The organism is Bradyrhizobium sp. JYMT SZCCT0180 (genome assembly GCF_018130165.1).
Classification (GTDB): Bacteria; Pseudomonadota; Alphaproteobacteria; order Rhizobiales; family Xanthobacteraceae; genus Bradyrhizobium.
This window is the reverse complement of the sequence record NZ_JAFCLZ010000005.1, coordinates 78,863-99,577: the sequence shown is the minus strand read 5'-3', so window position 1 is coordinate 99,577 and position 20,715 is coordinate 78,863. Positions and strand designations below refer to the sequence as shown.

The 20,715-nt window shown below is 64.1% G+C and carries 19 protein-coding genes; 8 read left to right on the top strand and 11 right to left on the bottom strand.

Annotation, left to right across the window (positions count from 1 at the left end; translation table 11 throughout):
- Positions 1-15: 15 nt before the first annotated feature.
- Positions 16-444, bottom strand: a complete 429-nt coding sequence (locus tag JQ641_RS09080; RefSeq protein WP_192737431.1) for a SufE family protein — start codon at positions 442-444, stop codon at positions 16-18.
- A 195-nt stretch (positions 445-639) separates the two neighbouring features.
- The gene (locus tag JQ641_RS09075; RefSeq protein ID WP_192737432.1) at positions 640-1,059 is read right to left on the bottom strand and encodes a DUF5330 domain-containing protein; all 420 of its coding nucleotides are present in this window, start codon (positions 1,057-1,059) and stop codon (positions 640-642) included.
- 434 nt (positions 1,060-1,493) lie between these two features.
- On the opposite strand from JQ641_RS09075, the gene JQ641_RS09070 reads away from it, so the two are divergent.
- Together JQ641_RS09070 and JQ641_RS09065 are read left to right on the top strand one after the other, a co-directional pair.
- A complete protein-coding gene (locus JQ641_RS09070) occupies positions 1,494-3,323 on the top strand; it encodes a PAS domain-containing sensor histidine kinase (RefSeq protein WP_211995637.1) in 1,830 nt (609 codons plus the stop codon).
- On the top strand, positions 3,316-4,050 hold the full coding sequence (locus tag JQ641_RS09065) for a peptidoglycan-binding domain-containing protein (RefSeq protein ID WP_211995636.1): 735 nt from the start codon (positions 3,316-3,318) through the stop codon (positions 4,048-4,050). Before JQ641_RS09070 ends, JQ641_RS09065 begins: the two co-directional genes overlap by 8 nt.
- Here the strand turns inward: JQ641_RS09065 and JQ641_RS09060 are convergent.
- From JQ641_RS09060 to JQ641_RS09045, 4 genes are all read right to left on the bottom strand, one after another.
- Entirely contained in the window at positions 4,040-5,695 is a 1,656-nt protein-coding gene (locus tag JQ641_RS09060) for an ankyrin repeat domain-containing protein (protein WP_211995635.1), read from the bottom strand. The two genes, JQ641_RS09065 and JQ641_RS09060, sit on opposite strands and share 11 nt — an antisense overlap.
- A 236-nt stretch (positions 5,696-5,931) precedes the next feature.
- Positions 5,932-7,014: a class I SAM-dependent methyltransferase gene (locus JQ641_RS09055; RefSeq protein ID WP_211995634.1), complete on the bottom strand. Its 1,083-nt coding sequence runs from the start codon at positions 7,012-7,014 to the stop codon at positions 5,932-5,934.
- Between the two features lie 28 nt (positions 7,015-7,042).
- Positions 7,043-9,154: an alpha/beta hydrolase gene (locus tag JQ641_RS09050; RefSeq protein WP_211995633.1), complete on the bottom strand. Its 2,112-nt coding sequence runs from the start codon at positions 9,152-9,154 to the stop codon at positions 7,043-7,045.
- Between the two features lie 9 nt (positions 9,155-9,163).
- The gene (locus JQ641_RS09045; RefSeq protein WP_210337360.1) at positions 9,164-9,787 is read right to left on the bottom strand and encodes a TetR/AcrR family transcriptional regulator; all 624 of its coding nucleotides are present in this window, start codon (positions 9,785-9,787) and stop codon (positions 9,164-9,166) included.
- Positions 9,788-10,067: 280 nt separating this feature from the next.
- Here JQ641_RS09045 and JQ641_RS09040 point away from each other — a divergent pair, with 280 nt between their 5' ends.
- A complete protein-coding gene (locus JQ641_RS09040) occupies positions 10,068-10,412 on the top strand; it encodes a DUF1491 family protein (protein WP_192737438.1) in 345 nt (114 codons plus the stop codon).
- Between the two features lie 75 nt (positions 10,413-10,487).
- On the opposite strand, the gene JQ641_RS09035 is transcribed toward JQ641_RS09040, so the two are convergent.
- On the bottom strand, positions 10,488-11,459 hold the full coding sequence (locus JQ641_RS09035; protein WP_211995632.1) for a DUF2336 domain-containing protein: 972 nt from the start codon (positions 11,457-11,459) through the stop codon (positions 10,488-10,490).
- Positions 11,460-11,700: 241 nt separating this feature from the next.
- Between JQ641_RS09035 and JQ641_RS37775 the strand changes: the two genes are divergently transcribed.
- Complete coding sequence (locus tag JQ641_RS37775) at positions 11,701-11,892, top strand: hypothetical protein (RefSeq protein WP_249150290.1); 192 nt, start codon at positions 11,701-11,703, stop codon at positions 11,890-11,892.
- 15 nt (positions 11,893-11,907) lie between these two features.
- Positions 11,908-12,681: a hypothetical protein gene (locus tag JQ641_RS09030; protein ID WP_211995631.1), complete on the top strand. Its 774-nt coding sequence runs from the start codon at positions 11,908-11,910 to the stop codon at positions 12,679-12,681.
- A 4-nt stretch (positions 12,682-12,685) separates the two neighbouring features.
- Here JQ641_RS09030 and JQ641_RS09025 read toward each other — a convergent pair whose 3' ends face one another.
- Positions 12,686-13,543 (bottom strand): LysR family transcriptional regulator, encoded by an 858-nt coding sequence (locus JQ641_RS09025; protein ID WP_211995630.1) that lies wholly within the window; start codon positions 13,541-13,543, stop codon positions 12,686-12,688.
- A 94-nt stretch (positions 13,544-13,637) separates the two neighbouring features.
- Here JQ641_RS09025 and JQ641_RS09020 point away from each other — a divergent pair, with 94 nt between their 5' ends.
- Positions 13,638-14,465 carry an MBL fold metallo-hydrolase gene (locus JQ641_RS09020; protein WP_211995629.1) on the top strand — a complete coding sequence of 276 codons (828 nt, stop codon included), beginning with the start codon at positions 13,638-13,640 and terminating at the stop codon, positions 14,463-14,465.
- Between the two features lie 22 nt (positions 14,466-14,487).
- Here the strand turns inward: JQ641_RS09020 and JQ641_RS09015 are convergent, their stop codons facing one another.
- The 3 genes from JQ641_RS09015 to JQ641_RS09005 are packed head-to-tail and all read right to left on the bottom strand — an operon-like array spanning position 14,488 to position 17,996.
- Positions 14,488-15,108: a DUF1254 domain-containing protein gene (locus tag JQ641_RS09015; RefSeq protein WP_211995628.1), complete on the bottom strand. Its 621-nt coding sequence runs from the start codon at positions 15,106-15,108 to the stop codon at positions 14,488-14,490.
- Positions 15,105-15,683 carry a DUF1214 domain-containing protein gene (locus JQ641_RS09010; protein ID WP_192734287.1) on the bottom strand — a complete coding sequence of 193 codons (579 nt, stop codon included), beginning with the start codon at positions 15,681-15,683 and terminating at the stop codon, positions 15,105-15,107. Before JQ641_RS09010 ends, JQ641_RS09015 begins: the two co-directional genes overlap by 4 nt.
- Before the next feature lie 27 nt (positions 15,684-15,710).
- Positions 15,711-17,996 carry a transglycosylase domain-containing protein gene (locus JQ641_RS09005; protein WP_211995627.1) on the bottom strand — a complete coding sequence of 762 codons (2,286 nt, stop codon included), beginning with the start codon at positions 17,994-17,996 and terminating at the stop codon, positions 15,711-15,713.
- A gap of 306 nt (positions 17,997-18,302) precedes the next feature.
- On the opposite strand from JQ641_RS09005, the gene JQ641_RS09000 reads away from it, so the two are divergent.
- Positions 18,303-18,815, top strand: coding sequence for a YcgN family cysteine cluster protein (locus JQ641_RS09000; RefSeq protein WP_211995626.1), 513 nt, complete (start codon positions 18,303-18,305; stop codon positions 18,813-18,815).
- Positions 18,816-19,078: 263 nt separating this feature from the next.
- Positions 19,079-20,662 (top strand): MDR family MFS transporter, encoded by a 1,584-nt coding sequence (locus tag JQ641_RS08995; RefSeq protein WP_211995625.1) that lies wholly within the window; start codon positions 19,079-19,081, stop codon positions 20,660-20,662.
- Positions 20,663-20,715: the final 53 nt, after the last annotated feature.

Here is a 20,715-nt window from a genome sequence, read left to right as displayed (position 1 = left end):
TCGTTGCGAGCGAAGCTACGAAGCGGTGGCAAGTGCCTCGCGCGCGTCGGAGCGGATGCGCTCGACCATCGAGCGCAGGCCGTTGGAGCGCTGCGGCGTCAGATGCTCGCGAAATCCGAGTTCGTCGAACAGGGCAATCGCATCCATCGACAGGATCTGCTGCGGCGTATGCCCGGAATAGAGCGTCAGCAGGATCGCGATCAGGCCGCGCACGATATGGGCGTCGCTGTCGCCGAGGTAATTCAGGCGCGGTTCGCTGTTGCCGCTGCGGTCGAGCTGCTTGGCGAGCCAGACCTGGCTGGCGCAGCCGTTGACCTTGTTGGCCGCTGAATGCTCGGCTTCCGGCATCGGTGCCAGCGTGCGGCCGAGTTCGATGACGTACCGGTAGCGGTCGTCCCACTCGTCCAACAGCTCAAAATTTTCCCTGATCTCGTCGATCGTCATCGTGGCCCGTGTTCCATACGCATAGCGTTTTCGAGCGAAGTGGGTACCGGTTCGCGTCAAGAAAACGCGTCAAGAAAAGCTGGAGCCCGGGTCTGATACAATCAGACCCGGCTCCACCGTCTATATAGGATGCGGGTGGAGCGAAAGCGACGAAAATGGAACCGGTTCCGGGCCTATTTTCCAGCCATTATCCCGTCAATGCACAGACGTGCCGCGCCACTCGGTTGCGAGATCGTCTTGCGTGAGCGTGTCGCCCCGCGCGGTGGCCGCCAATGTGGCTTCGTCGCCGCCCGGGCCATCGATCGAGCCGGTGTGGTCGGGGGCTTTCTTGTCGGGCTTGTCGGACTTATCGGGCTTGTCGGTGATGATCTGATACAGCTTGCGCGCGCCGTCCTGCGCACGCTGGCCGATCACGGTCGCGGCCTGGCCGCCGACTTCACAGGCCGCCGGCTGGCGCTTGCAGAACTGCCCCATGTCGGAGACGGCCGCGGTCGCAGCCGATACGGCTTCGGAGGCGCCGATCTGCGGCAGCTTGTCCGATTCAGGCGTCTTTTCTCTGGGCAGCAGCACGAGCACCAGTCCGAGCCAGAACACCATGCGAAGTAGAAAGAACATCTCGCGACCCCGGTCGTTTCTTTTGGTCCTGTTGCGGTTATGTCCGCAGCTTTGCTCCTGACTATCAGCCGTCGATAAATCGCAAGTGTTTGCATTGAAGTAAATTCGCCGAAAATTCGCTGAAATTTCCAATGATTTGATTCGACGTAAATTTTCGATTGATATTCGCGAACACAAAAAAGTGGGCGTGCCGGGGCCGTCCACCATTTCGAAACCATAGATTGATTGCGCCGGAAACCTGTCGTTCACCATCCGCGTCGAATGAGCGTTCCGTAACCGGTTAAAGCTCCGCGAATGCACGGTGTTTGCCGCTCGGTCGCCGTGCCTTAGCGTTCGCTTAAGTTCGCTCTGACACGGTGGGCCAAAGATAAGGGGGCGTTCCGGCGCGTCTGCAAAGCCAACTTGCCAGACGAACAAGCCGAAGCGCAAAAGCCGTGAGTGTTTTGAGTATCATCCGCGATTGCCTTGATGCGCTGCTGCATCCGTCCGCACGATATGATGCGCTGACGCGCGCGCGCCACCGCGCCTTTATGGCGCCGCGGCTGCTCGGCAGTCTCGCCGCCTTTGCGGCATTCCCGGTCTACCTGGCGATGCGCGGTGCGCCCACGGCGATCGAGGTTGCGGCTTTCGCGTGGCTGATCGCACCCATCCTGCTGTCATGGTTCCTGTCGCGCACCGGTCGTTACGACGGCGCGCATATTCTGTCGTCGCTGGCGCTGGCCGGTCTCGTCCTGATGGTCGCCGCGACGACCGGAGGCATTGAGTCCTTTGCCGCGGTCGGGCTGGTCGTGGTGCCGCTTGAGGCCGCGCTCTCGGCCTCGCGCCGCGTCGTTGCGTTTGCCTCGGCGCTGGCGTTGTCCTGCGCCGCGCTATTGATCGCCCTCGGGCATTTCGACCTGTTGCCGGTGGTGGAGCCGAACGCGGCGTTGCATAGCCTCCTGATGGCGGTCGGAATCGCAGCGGCGACGCTCTATGCCGTCGGTCTCGCCTTTGGCTCGGAATCGCTGGCGCGTACCAGCGTCGCGCTGCTCAGTGTCGAGGAAGACCGCTACCGCTTGCTGGCGCTTAACATGAGCGACGTGATTTCACGCCACAGCCGCAACGGCGCGGTGCAGTTCATTTCGCCCGCCGCGGAAACCTTGCTGGGCGCTTCAGTCACGCGGCTTGCAGGTCACGGCCTGTTCGACCGCGTCCATGTGGCCGATCGTCCTGCCTATCTGACCGCATTGTCGGACGCCGCGCGTGGCGGCGAGGCGCGCAGCGTCGAGTTCCGGCTGCGGCGCGATGTCGTCCGCGGCCAGAGCAACTCCGATTTCATCTGGGTCGAGATGCGCTGCCGGCCGCTCGAGAATGCCTCGCCCGAGGCCGAAGTCGTCGCCGTGATGCGCGACGTCACCGACCGCAAGGTGCAGGAGCAGGCGCTGGAGTTGGCGCGTACCGCCGCCGAACGGGCGGATGCGTCCAAGACGCGTTTCCTCGCCACCATGAGCCATGAACTGCGCACGCCGCTCAACGCCATCATCGGGTTCTCCGAGATGATCGTTCAGGAAGATCTGCTGATGATCGACGCGGCGCGGCGCAAGGAATACGCGCAGCTGATCAACGATTCCGGGCAACATCTGCTGTCGGTCGTCAACGGCATTCTCGACATGTCGAAGATGGAGTCCGGCAACTTCGAGATTTCGCCGGAGCCATTCGCGCCGCGCGCCGCTTTGCTGCATTGCTGCAACCTGCTGGCCCTGAAAGCGCGCGAAAACGGCGTCGATCTCGTCACCCGTGCGCCGGAAGATCTGCCCATGATGACGGGCGATCCACGCGCCTTCAAACAGATCGTGCTGAATCTGGTCGCCAACGCCGTCAAGTTCACCGAGCGCGGCGGCAATGTCACGGTCTCGGCTGCGGTCGAGGGCTCGCGCCTGATGCTTCGCGTTACCGACACCGGGGTTGGCATCGCGCCCGACGATCTCAAGCGGATCGGCGATCCGTTCTTCCAGGCCGGCAAGACCTATCAGCGCAAGCACGAAGGCACCGGCCTTGGGCTGTCGATCGTGAAGGGCCTGGTCGGATTGCACCATGGCGAGGTCAGCGTGCAGAGCAAGGTCGATGAGGGAACCACGGTAACCGTAGTCCTGCCGCTTGCCTTCGCGCCGTCGGCGGTGGAATTGAATTCGCCTTCGAGCCCTTCGAGCAATGTCGCGACGCTGAAGCCGGCGCTGCGATCAGGATTACAAGACCAAGCCCATCAGGTGAAGAAAAGTGCCTAAGCGAACGATCGATGACGACGAGATGCCGCGCCGCCGCCGCGGCGCGAAAGCGGTTGCAGTCGAAGCGGAAGAAGAGCGTGGATTTGTGATGCGCATGCTCTTGCACAGTCCGAAGGACATGCTGGCCGGCGCGCTGGCCGTTGCCGCCATCGGCGCCATCCTCACCAACGCTTTGTTTCTGCAGGCCGGTCGTCATCCGTCGCCGATGTTCGGTTCGGTCGTGAAATTGCCGGCGCCCACGCCGGCGGCTGCGAACCCGCTGCCCCGTCCGCGCCCGGTTGAACTGGTGCGTTCCGCTGAGACGCCGGAACCAAAGCCCGCCGAGAGCAGAAACGCCGATCCCAAATCCACCGACCCCAAGACCACTGACCCCATGACCAACCTGGTGGTCAGATCGACCGGTTCGGCTCCCGCCGCTGCTTCCAGCACGGCTACTCCTGCGGCCAAACCGAACGGGTCCGCGCCATCAGCGGCGCCCCATGTCGTGAGGCCGCCGGCGTCGATTCCGGCTTCCACGCAATCCGCGGGCGCGCGCCGTGTCGCTTCGGTGCAGCGCGCGCTGACCGAATACGGCTACGGCCAGTTGAAGCCGACCGGCGCCGTCGGTTCGGACACGCAGGCGGCGATCACGAAATTCGAGCGCGACCGCAAGCTGCCGGTGACCGGACAGATGTCCGACCGCCTGGTGAAAGAACTCACCGCGATGACCGGCCGTCCTATCGAGTAAGCTGAACCTTACTATCCAACAGGATCTCGGTGACCTCGTCGGAAAATTGTTTTCTCCGCCCGTCGATCAAAATCCATTCCGGGTCATTCTGATCCGGCTTCGCGCGCGGCATGCCATGGTCGAGCAGGGCGCGCGCGCAGCCTGACCAGTCGCCGCCTTCGACCGGCTCGTTGCAAGAGGCCCAGGAAAGCGAGCCGCAGGCATTGTCGCCAAAGCCATGCTGCTCGGTCCAGTCTGCGCCATGTTCGAGCAGGAATCTCGTCAATCCGGCATCGCCGCGAAACACCGCAAGATTGAGCGCCGACGCATTCCAGTCGCCGCCGCGCACCGCGATCGGCCAGCCGAGCCTGACCATCAGCCTTACCCCTACATCGTTGCCCTCGGCGGCGAGATCGGGCAGCAACCGCAACTGCGAGGCCGGAAGCGTTTCGGGGAGGTCGGGCCGCCCGGCGCGGATGCGCCGGGCCTCGGCCTCGTCGCCGCAGGCGCAGGCCGCAATGAACGCTTCCTCATCCGGAATGGGCTCGTATGCAGCGCTCGCGCGCAAGAGATCAGCGACCTCGCGAAGGCCAAACTGCAAGGCGAGCCGGTAGGCGCTGACGCCATCAGGCGTCGTTGCCAACGGGTTTGCGCCTGCGTCCAGCAGCGTCTCGATACACCGGCGCGATCGCCGCCGACGGATCGCCCACAGCAGTGGCGAGCCCCAGTCGGTCAAGGGTAAATTGCGCGCGGGCTCATTTGGATCGCCGCCGTGCTGGAGCAGCAGTTCAAGTGCGGCGACATTGTCGAAGTCGAGCGCGTGGTAGATCGCGTTGCTGCCTGCGACACGCGCGCCATGCTCGAGCAGCAGGCGGGTACAGGCAAACGTCTCCAGCGAGTGATAGAGGGACTCGCCGTCGTTGGGATCGGCGCCGGCGTCGAGCAGCAGTTTCGTGAGCTCGGTGTCATGGTTCGTTCCGGCCGCGCCGTAAAGCGCCGACAGCGGATTGCCGTCGTCAGGTTCGCTGACCGATGCCGGCGGCCAACGATTGCCAATCCGCTGATTGGGATCGGCGCCTGCGCCCAGCAGCAAACGGGCGCAGCGATGCAGACGCGCGCGGAATTCCGGAACGGACAACAGGCTGGAATGCGTGACGGCGACAAGTGGAGGCAGTTTCAGTGGTCCACCCGGGCGATTGACCCATGCTGCATCCTGCTGCGTGGCCTGTCGCAACGCGTCTTCGGCGCCGATCGCACATGCCAGATAGGGGTTGCCCGAGACGAGGTCGGGGTTTTCGGCCAGCATCCTGATGGCGATGCGCGGATTGGCGCGATTGGCCGTGCCATTGATGTCGCCGGCATAAACCAGTTGGAGCCAGCGCAGGACACGTTCCTCGCGCTCGCTGCCGTTGGCCGATTGCGCTTCCAGGTAACGCCTCAGGTCCTGCCAGGAAGCGAAGCCGTAGTCGCGTGCGACACAAGATTGAGCGTCATGGAGCCGGAGATTCAAGGAAGCGATCTGGTCGTCGCTCTGCCCCGCGGCTGCCGGAAGGGCGCGGCGAAAGCGGACAAAAGCGTCGCCATCACGCTGCCGGTACAGACGGATCAGATCCTTGGCTTGCTTCTTGAAGTGGTCGAGATTCAGTCGATCAGGCGATCGTTCCATTGGAAACCTCCGTGCATGGATCGCCGATGGTCCGCAATACCGGCTGCTGCACAAAGGCTCTAGGTGCTGCTCGGAAGCTGCAAGTGGGTTCGACCCTTCCCGCGGACCCGGGCGCGGCTTGCACCGCAGCTTTGAGAATATGGTTGGTCCGCGCGACGGTCAACCCGCCGGATGTCGGCCGCAAGGATTCTTGCGGCCGGTCAACTTTGCCAGGCTTGCAGCCGCCACGCCGGATACTAAGGCCTTGCCTCGAGGATCATGTTGAACGGCGTCTCGGTGGCGCGACGCACGCTCTTGAAGCCACCCTTCAAAATGACTTCGCGGAGCCGTGCTTCGCCGGCCTGCGCGCCCAGCGCCGTGCCGACTTCCTGCGAGAGCGAGGTCGGCACGCAGATCATGGTCGATGCGGCATAGTACAAGCGTCCGACCGGGTTGAGATTCTGCTCGAGACGATCGCCGGCGATCGGCTCGCAGATCATCCATGTCCCATCGTCCTTCAGGGATTGACGGATGTGGGCGGCGGCTCCCGCCGGGTCGCCCATGTCATGCAAGCAGTCGAAACAGGTCACGAGATCAAAGTCCTTGCCGGGATAGTCCTTGGCGAGGCCGACCTCGAAGCGCGTGTTGGCGGAAGCGCCGTGGGTTTCGGCATGCGCCTTTGCATCCGCAATCGAACCGGGATGGAAGTCGAAGCCGACGAACCGGGATTTGGGGAAAGCCTTGGCCATCAGGACCGTCGACCAGCCGTGGCCGCAGCCGACGTCCGCGACATTGGCGCCAGCCTCCAGCTTCTTCATCACGTCACCTCCGAGAGCAGGAAGCCACGTCGATACGATGTTGTTGTGATAGCCGGGCCGGAAGAAGCGGGCCACCGCGCAGAACATGCAGCCGGCCTGATCGCCCCAGGCGACACCGCCGCCGGACTTGAACGCGGCCTGAACCTTCGGCTGGTTCTCGAGCATCGCCGCCATCAGATCGAAGCCGCCCATCAGATAGACCGGGCTGTCGGGAATGGCGAACACCATCGCCTGCTCGGGCGGCAGCGCGAATTTCGCCGAGGCGGGATCGTAGGACAGATAGTTGGAACTCGCCTGATTGGACAGCCACTCGCGAAGGTATCGCGGATCGACCTTCGCGGTGCTGGCGAGTTCGGCTGAGGTCATCGGCCCATTGGTGTGTAGCGCCTTGTACAATCCAAGCGCATCGCCCATCCGGACCATGGCGACGCTGGACGCGCCCCCGAGGTCGCCCAGCATCTGGCCGACGAATGCGTTGAGTTTGCCCTCATCAATCCGGGTCGCTTGATTAACGCTCGACATAGCTACCTCCACTGACAATTGATTTCGGTTAGAACAGGTCCGCCAGCATACGGGCGGCACGGACCGCACCGCCGGCTTCGACGGATTTGAACTTGGCCGGCGCGCGCAATGCACCAACCATCGCTTCAGCGATCGTGTCCGGCGTCGACGTCGCGAATGCCATGCGCGTGCCGGCGCCATGGCGATCGAGACGATGGGCGACGTGGAAATTCTGCTCGAAGTGGTTCTGGAGCGGGAAATAGAGGAACGGTGTTCCGGCCGCGGTCAACTCCATGCAGGTGGTCAGGCCGCCCTGCACGAGGGCGAGATCGCACGCGGCGAGATGACGGTCGAGGTCGGGGACGAAGGCGCGCATCTCGACGCCATCAGGCGCGCCGAGCGAGGCGGGATCGATCCGCGGGCCCGCCACCACGATCATGCGCAACTCGGGCAGCCTGGCCCGTGCCATCGGATAGCTCTGCAGGATGCGTTTGATCAGGTGGGTTCCGACGGCGGATCCCCCGACCGTGACGATGCAGACGCGCTCGTCCGGCCGGTAGCCGAGGCGCTCGCGCAGCTCCGTGCGGCTGCCGAAAAGATGCGGATGTTCGCCGATGACGTAGCCGGCGAAATCGAAATGCCGCGGCACCCAGTCGCGCATCGCCGGCAGGTCCTTGCCGAACGATAACGGAACGATGTCCTCCAGGCTTCCGACGAAAATGGCGCGGTCGCGCACGCCGGGATGCCGCTCGATGTGTTCGATCATCTCGGCGTTGTAGTCGGTGGTCAGAAACGCCTCATGCTCGCCGCCCGATGGCATCGGCACATAGCCGACGAAGTCGGTGAACCAGGCGAGTGCGGCTTTCTTCAACTCGGGGTGCTCGTGCCAGTAATGGTCGATGTCCCAGGCTTCGTCGGCGATGACGAGATCGTAGCCTCCTTCGTCGACGGCATCCTGGAAGGTCATGAAGTTCGCGATCAGCACCTCATCCATGTTGCGGATGGCCTGGAAACAATGCAGGTCGTGCTCGCCCGACTCCATCTCGATATGCATGGACTCGCTGGCTAGCCGCCCACTCAGCGGATGAACGTGTTCGCCGTTCGCTTCCAGCAGGCGAGTCACGGGGTCCTGTGCCAGCCAATCGACCTCCAGATCCGGGTGCAGCTTGCGTAGCTCGCGGGCGATCGCGATATCGCGCCGCCCGTGCCCGAGGCCGATCGGCGAGGAGAGATAGAGTGCGCGTTTGGCCTTCCTTGTCGTGCGGTTCGATCGGCTCGCAGGGGAGGCGATGGCGAACCTGCGCGCGAGGAAATCGACAATCAGGCTGTTGGTCTTTGCGGGAATGCGGCCGAGCGGGTTGTGACCGCCGCCCGGAATGGTCACCAGCTCCGCATTCATGACCTCGGCCAGCGATTTCGCGCGCGCATGGCGCTGGATCTGGTCGTTGTCGCCGTGAATGAGCAGCACGGGACAGCGGATCTTGCGGTACATCGCTTCGCTGACATCGAAGCGCGGCGGGATCAGCCGTGCGTCGACGGTGTTGACCAGCACCGGGCCGGTGGTGTCACTGGCCCAGCCGATGCCGTCCTCGATCTGCTTGGTCGAGTGCGGCTCGGTATGTATGTTGCGAATGAAGTGTTCGGCGAAATCAGGGTAATCCGCCAGCCAGTGCGCGCGGTTGAACTTATTCCAGCCGTCGAATCGTTCCTGTTTGGCATCGAAATGCTGGTTTGCCAGATGGGGATAGTTGGCGGGTCCGATGCTCGCTACCGTCCCGACCAGGATTGCGGCCTTCACGCGATCAGGGTGATGTGCGGCCAGCACGCTGGCGAGCATGCCGCCAAACGACAGGCCAACCAGGATTGCGTTTCCCGCGCCGGTAGCGTCCATGACGGCAAGCAGATCCGCCACGTAATTGTCCAGTGAGTAGCTCTTCACATCCTCAGGACGGTCGGACTTGCCGTTGCCGCGGCCGTCATAGGTGATGCAGCGGAAGCGTTCGCTGAAATACGGCAATTGCGCCTTGTAGATACGCGAATGGACGATGCACCAGGGCGGCACGAACAGCATGGTTTCCGGGCCAGTGCCGTAGATCTCGTAGTAGATCCTGACGCCGTCGCGATCGATAAAACCGGTTTCGTCGGGCAACTTCGCACGCATCGCGTCACCTCATCGATTGGCTGCACCTTCGACGCTGCGAACGAGATCACCGACCCGCCGCAAGGACTGGCGTATCGGCGAGCCTTTCTTCTCGAAACCAAGCAGATAGAGGCTTTCTGCGCCGATGAACGCATTGGCAGCGAAGGCTCCGACCTCCTCGGGCGTAAGCGGGCCGAGGCCGCCGAGTTCACGTTCAGCCTTGCGTGCCGCGCCGACGATGAGATCGACCCATCCCATGATCGCGGTGCGAACGACCTGCGCGACTGCGGGGTCGGACCAGCTCGCAGCGATCAGTTCCTGCAGCACGCGCACATAACCGGAGGCGATGTCGTCATCGAGATAATCGCAGGCCCGGTCCCACTGCTCCGACAGTTTGAGACTGGCGTCGCCGAACATAGCGTTCTGGCGATCCAATAGCTGCGCGTTCAAGTGCTCGAACAGCGCCAGCACCATCCCTTGCTTGGATCCGAAATGATAATGGATCTGGCTGAGCGGAACGCCGGCAGCCGCTGCGACGTCGCGGGTCGACAAGCCCGCATAGCCGTTTTGGCGCAGCACTTTCTTGGCGGCTTCGAGCAGCGTGGTGCTGGTCTCTGCCTTTTTCTCAATTTTTTTGGCCGTTGCGCGCGCCACGATGAATCTCCTTGGTGCGATCGCAAATCATCATAATTCGGTCGACCGACCGAGTCAATATTCTTGCGCAGCGGCTCACGATCTTGTGCGAGCTTACTTAACTGCACAGGCCGGGATGGCGTGGATCATGACTGTCGGGAATCGCGTCTTTGGAAACCGGCATCCGACAAGAGCTTTTCGCGATCCCGTTGCGGATAACTCTGCCGACTGCATGCGCACGGGAACGCGCCTTGGCCATGGCCTCTGGCGCCAGCCTGGACGCTGGCCTATCGTCCGGCCCATGCGATTGAAATCAAGTATCTGGGTGGCCGCCTATCTGCGCCGTTGCCAAACCGAAGGCGTCTTCGGCGCCGTGCGCCGGCGCGGCGCGGAAGAAGCCGGTGCTGTGTTCGTCAAGGTGGCTCACCTCGACGGCAACGCCATGCTGTACGGGCCGGCGCCGCAAACCGTCTATGACGAGAGCCGGCCGACCGAGCGCCTGTTCGTGCCGGCGTCGCCGCAGCCGGTGCCTGAGCAGTCGGTGGAAGAGCGCCTTGCCAAGGAAATCAAGTTCGATCCCGACACATGGATCGTTGAGACCGAGGATCGGGCAGGGCGGCATTTTCTCGAGCTGGCGAAGGCCTGAGGCCGGCCTATTCTATCATTGCATGGGGTTGTTTTCGGGATTTTGTATCCCGGCACGGGATCGCTACGCCGTCGTCTAGCGCTTCGTCCCGTCGGTGCCGGTGCGAACCGGCGCGCTTCCGGGTTGTACGGCCGGCCGTGTCTGGGATGGGGCGGAGCGGGCGCGGTTGCGCTCGTCGTCGTAGAGCGCGGCGCGATATTTGGCACGCGTGACCGCCATGGTCGAACCGCGCCACGCCGCCAGCATCACCAGCGCGGATCGTTCGGTGAGCCGGTCGTAGAGCCGCGACAGCCGGTAGACATGGTGCACGGAGATGCCGGATTCGGGATTGAGGAACATCAATATCCGCTGGAATGCCGCGCTCGGCATGTCGAGCGCACGGGCCGCACAGGCCAGCGGCTCGCCGCCGGGGTCATTCACCACTTGCGTCGCGATCCGCGCCGGCAGGATCAGCGCCTCGCCGATCTCCAGCGCGAAACTGTCGGCGTCCACGGCAAACGCGGCCATTTCCAGCGTCTCGATCGCACGCTTGGCGCGCGCCGCCGGAATCCGCGCCGAGGCCTTCAGCGGCGTCTCGTTGAGATTGTGCAGGATCTGCGCGCGTTCACTGGCATTGGCCGCAAAGAACATGTCGCTGATTTCGGCGGCATCATTGGGCCGCATCGCTAGGCTTGAGGCCATCCGCAGTTCCGCCTCGGTCGGCACCCGGGGGGCCGCTTCGGGCGGGGTGGGCGCAATCGAAGGCGCGAGCGGCACCGTCTGGCCGGGATGGGCGCGCCGCAATCCGAGCTTGTTCATGATCTCGAGCGGGGTTGCCGGGTAGATGGCGAGCCGGGCCCGCACCGCCGCGCGGGTGGCATCGTCGACCTGGTCGATCAGCCGTGAAGTGAGTTCGACAAACTGCCGTTCCTCGTCGGCGGAATGCGCGCTGGCCTGGACATAAAGGTCAGTCAGCACGCGCAGCAAGGTGGGGCGGATGTCGACGCCCTCGCGGCGCGAGAGCGACATCAGCCCGTCGAAGCCCGGAAATAATGGTGCTGCGGTCATGTGAGGTAAACGCGACTTGGAAATCCCTTGGTCGAGCCTACGCGGGGCGCTTTAAGAGTTGGTTAAGGAAAATAACCCCTGAAAAAATGCCGGACTTTTGCGGGTGTTGCATTAACCACAGCGGCCGGCCCGTCGGCGGGCCCCCAAGCGGTGATTAAGATGCCGTTAACCACGTTCTGTTCTGAATGATCGCATGTCGCCGGCCAAATCATGTCCGCGCGGCAATGAGAGAGAACGGAACATGGGCACCATCATTGAATTTCCGGCGGATGCAGCTTCGCGGCGGCCCGCCCCGGATGGCGCTTCACGCGAGGGCATGGGGACCGTACTGATCCTTCCGGTTGTCCGGATCGAACGTCCAACCGACGAGAGCGGCGGACGCGGACCGGAAGAAGGTACAGCTCCCGGCCGCCGTCGCCGTCGGCGCCCCTGACAACGGACATTTGAAATGCCGGAGCTGCGCCATCCGATCCGGACCGCCGGGCTTCGGTCACTCCCGGCTCTTATACTCATCCTGATTGGCTCGGCCCTCGGCGGCTGCAGCGGCGGCGATTTCGGCCGCACCCGCGCCGATTTCCGCAACGACGATATGCACCGCTGGCTGGGCGCGGAGGCGACCGGCAGCGTCGGGCTCAAGCCGTCGCATTTCCAGCTCACCGAAAACGAGCGCCAGCTCCGCGATCTCGCCTATCCCTTTATCGAGCCGCCGCTGTCCCGGCCGGCCTGGAAGAGCGTGTTCGGCGATTACCAGCCGCTGCCATCGCCATGGCGGCAGAAGGTCGTGTTCGACCGCACCACCTATGGACGGTCGCTGATCGACGAGCCGCACCGCTCGCATACCTCGCGCTATCAGCAATTGATCGAGGACGTGCGCAATGACATCACGCGGTTCGAGCCGTTCTTTGCCTCCGCCATCCGCGTGATCGAGCTAGACCGCAAGCGCAGTGCCAGCCTGAAAATGGTGTCGGAGCTGTCGCCGGCTGAACGGGCCGACGCGGTCGCCCGCATGGAAGAGAACACGCTGATCGTGCAGTGGGTGCAACAGTGCCTGGAGCGGCGGATCTCGTCCTATCGCTGGGCGCTGGAGCGGCTGGTAATCCATGCGCCCGATGGCATCGCCGCCGATGCCGACCGCCTGATCGGCGAACTCGCCGCCCAAACCGCCAATCCGCCGGTCGCCGGCAACCCCGTGATCGGGCGCGCGGTCGTCGTGAAGGGCTGATGCCTCAGCGCGCCTTGCCGGCCGATTTGGCGCGGCCGGCTTTCGGGCGCGCGCTCTGCAACCTCGCAATAAAATTCTGCAGCACCTCTGACGGCGGCCGCGCTGCGCTATAGGCAAGGCCAACCTGACGCTTCACGTCGACATCGATCTCGCGCATCGCGACATCGGGATTGGCGCGCGCCACGCCCTCGGGAACGATGGCGATACCGACGCCGGCCGCGACCAGCGCCATCGTCCAATCTTCGGATTCCGCGATCGCCGCGGGCTGGCGCGACGATGAGGCTGCCCGGCCAAAGAACTCACTCTGCTCGCAATGGCAGCGATCGATCATGGCGACGCCGGCAAGGTCCGACGTGCGAAGCCGCTCCTTCAGCGTGAGCGGATGCGACGGCGGCAGGGCGGCGACGTAGCGTTCGACCCACAGCGGAATGAAGTGCTCGTCGGCATCGATGATGTTTTTCGAAATGATCCGCGCGTCCGCGGCGTCCTTGATGCCGACGAGGCGGAGCGCGACGTCGGCGTTTCCGGTCAGCGGCTTCAACAGCGCGATCGTTCTGGGCATGTCGAGCGTGCGCATCAGGCCGAGCGTCAATTGCCGCCGCGTCGACGGCTTGCGGAACAGGTTCTTCGCGGCGTCCGCGTCGTCGATGATGCGGCGGGCGACGGCGTGGAATTGTTCGGCCGACGCGGTCGGCGCGACGCCCTTCTTGTGCCGGATGAACAGCGTGGTGCCGAGCTCCGCTTCCAGGTTGGTGATCGCCGCCGAGATCGAGGGTTGCGAGATGAAGCAACGCTTCGCCGCCGCCGTCAGGTTGCGTTCGCTGAACACGGCGGTGAAATAGCGCAGCTCGCGGATATCCATAGTTCTATCCTATTGATATTATCAGATATCAATATTTTACCTATGAATGGAGAAATGGCAACCAAGGCGCCTTACGTCAGCGAAGGAGCTTGCGATGCGCGTCCACCACATCAACACCGGCACTATGTGCCCGATCGGCCAGCGGTTCGTGAATGGCACCGGCAGCATGTTCCGGCGGGCGCGGATGGTCTGTCACTGCCTGCTGGTCGAGACCCATGACGGGCTTGCACTGGTCGATACCGGCATCGGTCTCGATGACATTGCGAGCCCGCCGCGGCTCGGGCGCAAATGGGTGCGGCAGACGACGCCGAGGCTCGATCCGGCCGAAACCGCCGTGCGGCAGGTCAAGGCGCTCGGCTATTCGCCCGATGACGTACGGCACCTGCTGCTGACGCATCTCGATCGCGATCACGCCGGAGGCATCCCGGACTTCCCGAACGCCAGGGTGCATGTCCATCGCCGCGAACTCGACATGGCGGTGCTCCATCGCATCCCGGCACCGAAGGGCCGCTACGTCAGGGATCAATGGAAGCACGGTCCGGAATGGGTGCTGTATGGCGAGGGCGGCGAGGACTGGTTCGGCTTCAAGGGCGTGCGCGCGCTTGGCGATCGCGAGCCTGACATCCTGATGATCCCGTTGCCCGGCCATACCCTCGGCCATTGCGGCATCGCCGTGCGCACCAAGGACAAATGGCTGCTGCACGCCGGCGATGCCTATTTCTTCCACGGCCAGATCCAGGCAAAACCGAAAATGCCGCTGGTGCTCAGCATGTTTCAGCGCCGCACCGACATGGACCGCGCGCTGCGCATCGAAAATCAGGAGCGCTTGCGGACGCTGAAGGCTGCACACAGTGATGCCGTGACGATCTTCAACAGCCACGATCCCGTTGACTACGAGCACTGCCGCTGCGGGCAGCACTAACTGCTCGAATGGTGCGCGGCGGCTATCGCTTGCTCTTCGGCGCCGGCGCGGGCGCCGGTGCGGGTGGCGGCGGTTCGGGCTGCTTGGGCGGCGGGATTTCGGTTTGCAGCGTGCAGCGCGATGCCGCCAGCGAAGCCTGGGCCTGCGGCATCAGGCCGGGCTCCGGCGCCAACGCCTTCAGCACGATCAATCCGGTGATGGTCGGGGAGTCGATGATTAGCCGGTCGGCGGCGGTGACTTCCTCGTCCTCCGGCAACTGGCCGTGTTGCTCCTCGGTCATCAGGTCGAGTTCGATCACCTTGCGGCCGGCGGAGCGGTCATTGATGGCGTAGTAAGCAACCTCGTTGCGGGTGTAGAACGACACCGACGTATAGGCTTGGCTGACCGGCACCGTGAGCTTGAGCGGGCCAGTCGACAAATCGTAGCGGCAGATCGCGACCGCGAATGCCGGGTCCATGAACGGCATCGGCGCGTTGTTGGGATCGGCGAGCGCGAGCGGCGTCACGGCGTTGGTCCTGGTCATCGGCGTCAGCCGCGAATAGGCGTCCTGGGTTGCGATGCGCGGCAGCGCCAGCACGCTGACGAGATGCACCACGCCGCCGAGCAGCACGCCCGCGATGATCGTGAACAAGAGCCGGATCATGGGCAGCCCACCGTGGTGATGGAGGGCATCGGCGCATCGCGCTGCGTCCGCGTCGCGACCCCGACCGGCGTATCGTACAACCGCAGCATCAGCGCGTAACGCTCGATCCCGCCGGTCGGCAGCCAGTTTCCGGCGCGCGAGCGCGAGGCGATGCGGATCTCGAACGCGCCGTCGGAGCCGCGGATGATTTCCTGGCTGGTGAAGCCGTAGCGCTGCAATGAATTCGCCACCAGATGTCCCTTGCGGTCGAACAGCGTCAGCGTCCAGAACCGCGCCGCCGGCGTCACGCCGCTGACCACCACGTCGCAGCGTCCGTCGAGCGGCTTCTTCTTGTCGTCTGTGGTGGCCGAGAAGGCGATGCCGTCGCCGGTGCCGATCGGCAATTCGCCGCTGCGTGCGATCGAGGCGCGCGAATAGGGATCGACTTCGGCGGTGCCGCTCTTGGGCCGCGCCGTCCACGAACCGATCGTGAGCGTGCCGAGATCGGTGCCGCGCGTCGCGGTCATATAGGTCGAGCCCAGACCGACGACGGTGGCGAGCGCCAACGCGAGCAACGTGATGAAGATCAGCCGCACAGGCCAGTGCTCCGCAAAATCACCGCACTAGTTCTTCCGCTGCGCCGGCGGAGCCTGGTCGCCGGCGGCTGCGACGTAATTGTCGGGGAAGGCCAGCGCGCTCGACGATGTCGACTTGCCCGGCTTGGCCGGTTCGCTGGCCGACGTCTTGCCCGCGGTCTTGCCGGCCTCGTCGAGCAGCTTCTCGACGCGCACCAGAATGTCGGCGCCGCGCTTGGTGAGCACCGGCGGCGGGCCCGGCTTGGTGTCGAGGATCTTCGGCGCGCCATTGGCGGCGACGTTGGCGGGCTGGGCGGCCTGAGGCAGTTTCGTGCCCATGCCGATACCAGGCACTTCCTTGATCTCGACGCCCTGGTGAGCGACCACCATGACCTCGCGCCAGGTCTGCGCCGGCAGCGAACCGCCGGTCATGCGGTTGGTCGGGGAATAGTCGTCATTGCCGTACCAGACCGCGCAGGTGAAGTTTCCGGTGAAGCCGACGAACCAGGCGTCGCGATACGCGTTGGTGGTGCCGGTCTTGCCGGCGGTCGGAATGCCGTCGATGATCGCGCGCCGTGCGGTGCCTTCGCTCACGACGTGGCTCATCATTTCCGACATCTCGGCGGCGACGTTGACGGGAATGGCCTGGATCTGCTTCTTGCCGTCGCGATCGAATCGCCAGACCAGATCGCCGGCGCCGGTGCGCACTTCCAGCACCGCGTGCGGGATCGGCGCCTTGCCCTTGTTCGGGAAGGTCGCATAGGCCACCGCATGTTCGAGCACGTTGACTTCATCGGAGCCGATCGGCATCGACGGCGTATCGGGCAGCGGCGCCTTGATGCCGAACCTGCGCGCCACTTCGGTAATCTTGACGCGGCCGGCCTTGGCCGGGTTCGGCGACTTGCCGCCGAGCGCAATCGAGAGCTTCACCGGAATGACGTTGATCGAACGTGTGATCGCCTGCGTCAGCGTCATCGGTCCCGAATAGGAGTGGCTGTAGTTCTGCGGACACCAGTTGCCGATGCAGACCGGGCCGTCGACCACGATCGAGGACGGCTTGTAGCCGTTCATCAGCGCGGTGGCGTAGACATAGGGCTTGAACGACGAACCGGGTTGGCGCATCGCGTCGGTCGCGCGATTGAACTGGCTGGCGCCATAGTCGCGTCCGCCGACCATGGCGCGCACGCCGCCATCGAGATCGGCGACGGCAAGGGCTGCCTGGGTCGCATGATAATCGCGGCCGAACTGCCGAAGCTGGTTCTCGACGGTTGCTTCCGCGGCGCGCTGCACGGTCATGTCGATGGCGGTGCGGACCACGAAGACGCGCTCGGTGTAGGATTTCGGGAACGTATCGACCAGCTTGCGCATCTCGTCGAACGCCCAGTCGAGGTAATAGTTCGGCGAATTCTCGTCGCGGCGGTCGACGGCGACGGCCGGGTTGCGGCGCGCACCGAACACCTGGCCTTCAGTCATGAAGCCGGCATCGACGAGGTTGTCCAGCACGACGTTGGCGCGGGCGCGCGCGGCCGGCAGGTTGATGTGCGGCGCGTATTTGGTCGGCGCCTTGAACAGGCCGGCCAGCATCGCGGATTCGGCAAGCGTGACGTCGCGCGCCGACTTGTTGAAATAGAAATGAGCCGCACCGTCGACGCCGAAGGTGCCGCCGCCCATATAGGCGCGGTCGAGATAGAGTTTCAGGATCTCGTTCTTGGTGAGCCGCGTCTCCAGCCATATCGCAAGGAAGGCTTCCTTCACCTTGCGTTCGATGGTGCGCTCGTTGTTCAGGAACAGGTTCTTCGCCAGCTGCTGGGAGATCGACGAACCGCCCTGGCGCACGCCGCCGGCCTGCGCGTTGGTGACGAGGGCGCGCGCGGTGCCGGCGATGTCGATGCCGAAATGGTCGTAGAAGCGGCGGTCCTCGGTGGCGAGCGTCGCCTTGATCAGATTGTCCGGGAAGTCCTCCAGCGGGATCGAGTCGTTGTGCTTGATACCGCGGTTGCCGATCGGATTGCCGTAGCGGTCGAGGAACGACACCGCGAGGTCGGATTTTTTCAGCCAGTCGTCGTCGGCGGTTTCGCGAAACGCGGGCACCGCGAGCGCCAGCATCAGGATCAGGCCGCCGAGACCGATGGTGGCGGCTTCCGAAGCCGGCTCGATGAACACCCAGCGCTTCCAGCCGCCGACATAGAAGCGGTCCATGAAGGTCGAGAAGCGCTCATAGAGTTCGCGCGCGCCCTTGCCGGATGAGAACAGCGTCGAGTCGATGCGCGCGTCGATGTCCAGCATCACGTGCTGGATCTTTGTCTTCCATCGCGCTGGAATGAACTGGCGCACCGGGGCCCTTGGTCGGTTCGTAGGCGCTCTGCGCACGCTTGGCGCTATCGAGACGTCTTGCTTCGATGTTGCGGCAAACCCAAGGCGCTTTTACGGCTCGCCAGGCGACCTCAAAGCACGTTGGGGACTCGCGGTTGTTCTATCCGAGCGGGGGCCATAAACCAATGGTCTGGCTCACCATTTTGATGGTCAGGACTAACGCTGCCCCCGGCTTTTTCTACCGGCCGGAGCGGTCTCGCTTGCAAGGCTGCCACCGCACCTCCTAGAAGGGCGCAGGCCCGATCGGATCCGGAAAACCCTGAATTCATGACCGCACCGCCCAAGCGAGCTTCCGGCCAGGAGGGATTCTTCTGGAAAACCAAGACGTTGGAAGAGATGTCCAGCGCCGAATGGGAAAGCCTGTGCGACGGCTGCGCGCGCTGCTGCCTGGAAAAGCTCGAAGACGAGGATACCGGCAAGATCTATTTCACCCACGTCTCCTGCAAGCTGCTCGATTCGGGCTCCTGCGCCTGCAAGGACTACCCGAACCGCTCCGCCAAGGTTCCCGACTGCGTCCGGCTGACCCCGGAAAACGTCCGCACCCTGAACTGGCTGCCGCCGAGCTGCGGCTACAAGCTGGTCGCCGAGGGCCGTGACCTCTACTGGTGGCACCCGCTGCTGTCAGGTGATCCCAATACCGTGCATGAGGCCGGCGTTTCCGTGCGCGGGCGGGTGCAGGGAACGGAGAACGAGATTGCCGACGAGGATCTCGAAGATCACATCGTGCAATGGCCGGCGCTGTTGCCGAAGCGGGCGCGGCTCAAAAAGCGGCCGGTGTGAACGCGCAGCGCGGCCCAGAGCAAATCGCGAAAACCCCAGCGCCCTTTGCGAAGCTGCGCTGCATGAGGCGTGCGGGTTCAAAAAGCGGCCGAAATCGTGGCGTTTGCGCAAGCTATCGATCACGTGATTGCGACGCTGCGCTCGCGGGATGCTCCCATGCGCGCAGGTGCCTGCCGCTAGGGAAGTTTGCGCTCTAGAGTGCAGCCGATATAGCGATTCCATCTCGGCGGCTTTGAGCTGCGAAGAAAAATATTACGCCTCAAATGAACAAGTTCGAACGGCAGCGCGGTCAACCTGCCGACCATGATACGTTAACCGACGAAATTTCGGCTGAAATCTCGCACATCATGACCGAGGTCATCGATGTCAGCGATGCGCCGCCGATTGCGCCGCGCGCGCCGCTGACCCAGGACGAGGTCCGCACCATCCTGATCAGCCTGATGCTGACGATGTTTCTGGCCGCGCTCGACCAGACCATCGTCGCAACCGCGCTGCCGACCATTGGCCGCCAGTTCGGCGACGTTTCCAATCTCTCCTGGGTGATCACGGCCTACCTCCTGGCATCGACCGCGGTGGCGCCGGTGTTCGGCACGCTGAGCGACATCTACGGCCGCCGCGTCATGATCATTGTCGCCCTCAGCCTGTTCATCGCGGGCTCGATCCTGTGCGCATTGGCGCCGAACATGCCGATCCTGATCCTCGCGCGCGGCCTGCAGGGCCTCGGCGGCGGCGGCATCATGCCTGTCGTGCAGACCGTGATTTCCGACGTGGTGAGCCCACGCGAACGCGGCCAGTACCAGGCCTATTTCAGCGGCGTGTGGGTCGCAGCCGGAATCGGCGGGCCGGTCGTCGGCGGGGTGTTCGCCGAACATCTGCACTGGTCGATGATCTTCTGGATCAACGTGCCGCTCGCGCTCGGCGCGCTGGCGCTACTGCTGCCGAAGATGGGCAAGATCCCGGTGTTCCACCGCCGGCGCAAGGTCGACTGGCTCGGCGGCGTCTTGCTGATGGCGGCAGCCGTGGTGTTCATGCTGGTGCTGACCTGGGGCGGCAACCGTTATCTGTGGCTGTCGCCAACCATCATCGCGATGATCGGCGCGTCGGCTGCGCTGGCGTTCAGCTTCGTCTGGCACGCGCGCAAGGCCGACGAGCCGTTCCTGCCGCTGCCGCTGATGGGCGGAACGGTGGTGCCCTATGCGATGGCCGCCGGCGGCTGTGCGCTCGGTGCCATCACCGGACTGACGGTCAATCTGCCGCTCTATTACGAGGTGGTCTATCACCTCACCGCCAGCGAGGCGGGCCTCGCGCTGATTCCGCTCGCCGCGATCTCGACCTGTGGCGCCGCGATCGCCGGACGCACCATGGCGCGCGCCAAACACTACAAGCGCGTCGCGATTATCGGAACGTCGATCGCCGCGATCTCCGGATGCGCGCTGGCGCTCACCACGCTGCCGCTGTGGGGATTGCTGGTGCTGTTGTCGGTGTTCGCGCTCGGGCTCGGTACGACTTTTCCGGTCAGCGTGGTCTCGCTGCAGAATTCGGTGGCGCGCCCGCAGATCGGCACCGTCACCGGCGCAATGAACTTCTTCCGCGCGCTGATGTCGTCGTTTACGGTCGCAGCCTTTACCGCGATCCTGCTGATGGTGCTGGGGTCGGACATTTCGCTGGTCGGCGAACACCATGGTCCGCTGAATTCGATCCCCGTCGCCGACATGATCACGGCATTCCGCTACGTATTCGGCGCCGCGGCCGCGCTGATGGCCGGCGCCACGCTCTGCATGATCCTGATGGAAGAGCGCCCGCTGGCCGGACCGGGGACGCCGCCGCCCGTCGAGATGGCGGAGTAGGGCGCTAGAGCCTTTTTCCGTTCCGATTGAATCGGAGCCGGGCTCTGGATTTC